Annotated in this window: 6 protein-coding genes; 2 read left to right on the forward strand and 4 right to left on the reverse strand. The window is 58.2% G+C overall.

What is annotated here, in order from left to right; translation table 11 throughout:
* Window positions 1-370: 370 nt before the first annotated feature.
* A complete protein-coding gene (locus tag QJT78_RS48480; protein WP_038945639.1) occupies window positions 371-574 on the reverse strand; it encodes a hypothetical protein in 204 nt (67 codons plus the stop codon).
* 520 nt (window positions 575-1,094) lie between these two features.
* Here QJT78_RS48480 and QJT78_RS48485 point away from each other — a divergent pair.
* Together QJT78_RS48485 and QJT78_RS48490 are read left to right on the forward strand one after the other, a co-directional pair.
* Window positions 1,095-1,301 carry a hypothetical protein gene (locus QJT78_RS48485; protein WP_240537845.1) on the forward strand — a complete coding sequence of 69 codons (207 nt, stop codon included), beginning with the start codon at window positions 1,095-1,097 and terminating at the stop codon, window positions 1,299-1,301.
* Window positions 1,302-1,547: 246 nt separating this feature from the next.
* Window positions 1,548-1,673, forward strand: a complete 126-nt coding sequence (locus tag QJT78_RS48490; RefSeq protein ID WP_018646717.1) for a hypothetical protein — start codon at window positions 1,548-1,550, stop codon at window positions 1,671-1,673.
* A 159-nt stretch (window positions 1,674-1,832) separates the two neighbouring features.
* Here QJT78_RS48490 and QJT78_RS48495 read toward each other — a convergent pair whose 3' ends face one another.
* The 3 genes from QJT78_RS48495 to QJT78_RS48505 form a co-directional block, all read right to left on the reverse strand.
* Window positions 1,833-2,090: a hypothetical protein gene (locus QJT78_RS48495; protein WP_028150883.1), complete on the reverse strand. Its 258-nt coding sequence runs from the start codon at window positions 2,088-2,090 to the stop codon at window positions 1,833-1,835.
* An 850-nt stretch (window positions 2,091-2,940) separates the two neighbouring features.
* Window positions 2,941-3,120, reverse strand: coding sequence for a hypothetical protein (locus QJT78_RS48500; RefSeq protein WP_028150881.1), 180 nt, complete (start codon window positions 3,118-3,120; stop codon window positions 2,941-2,943).
* Window positions 3,121-4,530: 1,410 nt separating this feature from the next.
* Window positions 4,531-4,889 (reverse strand): hypothetical protein (locus QJT78_RS48505; protein WP_212491398.1); only part of this gene is annotated, 359 nt, incomplete at its 5' end.

The raw sequence follows: 4,889 nt of genomic DNA on the forward strand, positions 1-4,889 counted from the left end.
CCGAAAGTCATCGCCGGTGTAAAGTTCATCGACGGAATCGAAGTCATTCCGAACACTGAAAGCCACGCCGCCTGATCAGGCCGCGTCACCCAAAATCAGCCATAGCTCCGCCGTCCGCAGCGCGCTTGCCATCGCAGAACGCGGCCCAATCAGCCATCATCGTCCGCCGCTTCGACCGCGCCGATATAGGTCTTGATGGACATGGTGCAATCGGGGTTCTTCGAAATCGCCTGACGGGTGGCGTTGCAGGCAAGTCTAACTAGGGAAAACGAGCCATCCCTCAATCGGCTCGGTGGTCCCACAACTCGGGGCGGCTGCCCCGGCAGATGATACGTCAGTAGTGGCCGAGACGTCTGATTTGGAAGCGCTGTCACAAGCTTACGTAATAGGCCTCACCTCGGTCCCTGCGTGTAACGACCACGCAGGTTGTACCCCGCAGCAGAGGTTGAGCACTCGCCAGATCTTTTGCTAAGCGTTCTGCCGCACGGAAGGCTTGCAGCTCGTCTTCGAATGCTAACCCGCCGGGGTCGTCGACATTCTGCTTGCCTGCCAGATTAAAGTAGAAACGGGCCATTCGTTCGCTCGCTTCGTTGCCCCACGGGAATAATGATAGTATTGGGCAATTAAGCAGAAGTTCTCTGATGTAGGGCCTCATGATGCCGAAATTCTGCGAACGATTGGCGAAATGCGAAACGCTCGTGCGTGGGCTTTGGAACGGATTGAGCCCGCACGAATTGCTGCCGACGCCGAGAACGCCTCGTTCTATGGTCCAGAGATGCAGTGCTATTTGTTCTGCTCAGCTGCGCTGCCCGGCTGCGCGGGCTGGCCGCAAAAACCGCTGCAAAGCGGATGCTGCATCCTATCGGCTGGCGAAGGCTGTCTGCCAAATCGTCACCACGTTTCATGGCACAGAACGAGATACGGTATCGATCGGATTCCACGGGGCGCGACAACACGGCCGGACCCAAGCTGATTGAGCAGAAAGACGGCGGATCACAACCATCAAACGCTGCCAAGCGTCTTGGTTGCAATGCTAAAGTGTCTCGCCGGCCGGCTGGGGGAACAACGTGGTTAAGGCAACTCGCAATACCGTCATGGCACTTACTTTTGTCGGCGTCGCCGGCAGCAACATGTTTTGGAATTTCATGAATGATTATATCGCCTGCGGCCTTGCGCTGGCGGCTTCAGTCACCGCCGGCTTTTGCGTTGAGCGCGTCTTCATCGAGCAGTCCCGTCGCGAGATGATCCGCCTCCACGGCGCGGACTGGCATTCGGCAGAGGACCGACAGCCCGGCGTATGAACGCCACTCCTCGCACGCTCGTCATCTTCATCATTGGATTCTTCGCATTCGATCCGAGGGGCCTGCCCTTATGACAAAGCCGTCCCAGCCATTCCGGATCGCTCGAATCGAGCGCCTAGTGGAGCTGCTTGAGGCAGACTGCAGAATGGCAGTTGATCCGAATACCAGTGAGAGCAACACGAAATCGGAGGCGTCCGATCCGGAAGTGCTTGATTGCCAAGTGCTACCCGGTCCTGATCCAGGAGGATGCGAGCAGGCGCCTTCGTTGCGAGCGAACCCTACGGCATGGAGGTCTCGACCAAGGCGGTCGGCACGCCCGAGGAAGCGATAACGATCTGGAACGGCGACCGCCATAAGCTGACCCCGACGTAATCGAGCTACGCAATGACCAAGGGGCCGCGCTTGGCTAGAGCTGGTTTGTGCAGCAGCGCCAGGAGTGGATTCGGAAACCTTGCGCGTGTTCGGCTTCATCAACCGCGAGCACAAAGTCAAAATCTCGACGCCGCAGGGCTCGAGCGACGTGCAGTTGTTTCAGCGGCGGCGTTCGAGCGTGATATATGCGCTTCCGCCAAGCGCTACCAGCCGGTAATCGAGATTGCCTCCGGCATCGAGCCGGTGCAGCTGAGAAGGAGAGACGACCGTCAAGGCGCCGCGTTCGTCGAGACAGTTGGCCGTCAGGTCGATGTGGACGGACCGCAAGTGATCCTTGGTCTTGGGCATGAGGACCAGGCGGTATTGTTCAAAGGTGATAAGCGCTTCCTCCTTGGGCCACGTGACCTGGTTATCCACGCCGATCTGGAAAGGTGGGAGCCGTTGCGGACGCAGAGTGTTTCCGGCAGCACTCCTGCTCGGCTTCCTCGGGGGCGTACTCTGAGGCGTCGCCGTCAAGCAGCGCGAAAAAGCGCGCGGGCAGCTCACATTCCCGAGCCAGCCGGCGAAAGTACTCTTGAGTAAACGACATTTCGCCCAATGCCGGCCCGCCCATCCGGTTGCGGTCAGGATCGAAATCCACTTCGCGCCCATCGAGAGGAGCGAGACAGCTTCCCTTGGTACAAAATAGGCCCGCCGCTTTTCTCCGTTGCGCTGGTAGACTAGGCCTGCACCAGTGGGCCTCACAACTCGCCCGCGCTGCGACGGCACTGCTTGCTTGCCGTCGCAAATGCGAGCCAATGCTCTCGCAAGAATGTGCTCGGCATGTCCCGCGTGATCGCTGTCGATGCGAAGGAATATCCACGCGTCGGACGAAGAGCGTTTCCCAGACGTTGCGCTTGGCCGACCGTGAAGTTGTGCTCACTTTCGAGACGGGCCCAGGCCGCCGAACACACAGAGGGTGCTCGTCGCCGGTTGCATGCACGCGGGCGTTCATTCGGCCCATATGCTTCTGCGATGGATCCTCGCAATCGTCTCCACCACCAGCATCCCAACCTCTCCGCGGCGCCTGAAGGCCGCGCGATACGCCAAGCTCGATGCCGGTCTGAACCCTCAAAGTTCCGGCTATAAAATAGGAGCCTCGCCCCTATGGAGATAGGGCCGAGGCTGCTCCCTGCCCCCCGGCGGGAGCCGCGCTGCAAAGAACAGCGCGCTACGGCGCAACGTTCGCTTCCCTCCGGGGCTGGTCGTTCGGTGGGCCGACAGAGACTCACGCGCGTTCCGATTTTCGGTCCTCGGCGGCTCTTACGACGTTGCGCAACGCAATTTCAGAAAGGCGAATAACCAGCTGTTTGAGACGAGCAATCTGTTGCTTGCAGTGCTCCAGCTCGAGCGGTTCGTCCGTCATCACCGATACTTCATGGCGATTTCCGTTGTCGTCATGATTCATATCGAACCTTTTCCGACCAAGTGAGTACGAACGAAGAGTTTCCCTGTGCTCGCCAACCATTAATAGCCAAATCAGGGCGGTGGCAGACGAACACAGCATGGGACGTACGAACGATCCCGTTACTCGCCCGAGCGTGTGCTCCGGCCACAGATTTGAACGTTTCGTACAAAAGATCCTTCGATGGGCTATGGCTCTTGTGCTTTACGCAGCTGTCGCATCGCATGCTTCCCATTAGAAGCGCGAAATCGCGCCATGCCCCTTATCAGGATATTTAGTGAGACCTATTACGAAATGTATCGACACCGAAAATCTACTTTAACGCTGTACTGCGCCGAATTCGCATGCGGGGCCTATGAAGGCCTTATCGCTTTGGTGCTTCCATTTCGGAGGGGGGCGGACCCTTCCAAGCCCGGCGCAGCAGAACCTTGAAAACGTATTGATCAAATCTAGAACCTTATTGGGCGTCAGTTGCGATCGCAAACGCGACCGTCATTAACGAGAGGTGTGTGGGGTGCATCGAGATTGTTTGTTCCTGAATAGTGGCGAAGCTCCGCTTGACGATTATTCTCGAGCTTTCGAGAGAGCAATACCCTGTGAGCGCGCTTGCCGAGCTCCGGACGATTGAAGCCCGGAGGCGCCATTCGACCAGCCCAGCGATTAAGCATTCACTACATTGGCCTCGGATTCTTGCGCTTGCAGCTAGCTTGGTCAGTAGGTCGGCATAGTTTGCTGATCTGGAGGCTTGTTTGACATTCAGCAGTTGGCGCGAGTGGCAGCGGGGCAAACAGTCGACTGTCAGGCAACATCGGGAACCGTTTAGACGGTCGCCTTCGTGCCGATAACAGAGACGCAACTGCGGCAGCAGGCCGAAACCACAAAAATGGTCGATCGCTTAGCCCTTCTCGCGACGGTACTGATCACTCCATCAAAGCTGGTCTCGATCTGTAAAGACAGAGTGGCAGATTGGGGAAGGACTTGTCGGATCGATGTAGCCAAGCTGAGAAACGTTGTCGCGATTGCGGAAGCTCGCGATAAGAGAAGTTCACTTCCTGGATGAAGTCGACGCTTCGGCGACCAACATGTGCCATCATAAAGCGGATCGCCGGCCGGTTCGACCACCTGCAATCTGCTACGGGCCTGTTCGGCTACCTATTGCAATTATCGCCTGATGCGGTCGTCCGGCCATGAATGCACGGTGGCGACGGCGTCTCTGATCCTAAGGAAGCCGAGCGATCTGGTGAAGACGAACCGCCGGGACGCAGTTTCTCGCCCGAGTGCTACTCGCCGGCGAGCAAGCGTCCGGTCCCTGCACGTCGCGCAGCTCTGACAAGATTTCCCCAGCATTCCACGGCAGCAGTTCAACGAGGACGGTTGATCGAGTGTTCCGTCAACCATGCGGGGGTGACCGGGTCATGCAGGTAGGCGGAGCCCAAACTCCCTAGCGTGCAGGTTTATGGCCACTGCCGAACTATCCCGAACCGTTCTCCCGGAGATATTGTGAGAGCACACGATGATCTCGATATTCTGCGGGATCCTTAGAAGGCCAGCAGGGGGCTTATCCTCGACCGGGCATCCGACCGCGCGGCCGTGTTCGGCGCGATACTCCTCGGGCGAGATGTCGATCGCCAACGCCGAGATCGCCACCTGCACCCGCCTGAGACTAGGGTCTGTACCTAAATAGCGCCACGTGATTCTCTTGCCTACGTGTTGATTCGGGGGCGAGAGAATGCGCGCTGGTTTGTTTTGGCTGAACGACAGGCAATGGGCGC

Source organism: Bradyrhizobium sp. Mp27, assembly GCF_029953005.1.
Taxonomy (GTDB): Bacteria; Pseudomonadota; Alphaproteobacteria; order Rhizobiales; family Xanthobacteraceae; genus Bradyrhizobium; species Bradyrhizobium barranii.

Coding starts and splice junctions, on each gene's coding strand:
- QJT78_RS48480 (WP_038945639.1), bottom strand. CDS start 574: ATGGCCCGTTTCTACTTTAATCTGGCAGGCAAGCAGAATGTCGACGAC.
- QJT78_RS48485 (WP_240537845.1), top strand. CDS start 1,095: ATGGCACTTACTTTTGTCGGCGTCGCCGGCAGCAACATGTTTTGGAAT.
- QJT78_RS48490 (WP_018646717.1), top strand. CDS start 1,548: ATGCGAGCAGGCGCCTTCGTTGCGAGCGAACCCTACGGCATGGAGGTC.
- QJT78_RS48500 (WP_028150881.1), bottom strand. CDS start 3,120: ATGAATCATGACGACAACGGAAATCGCCATGAAGTATCGGTGATGACG.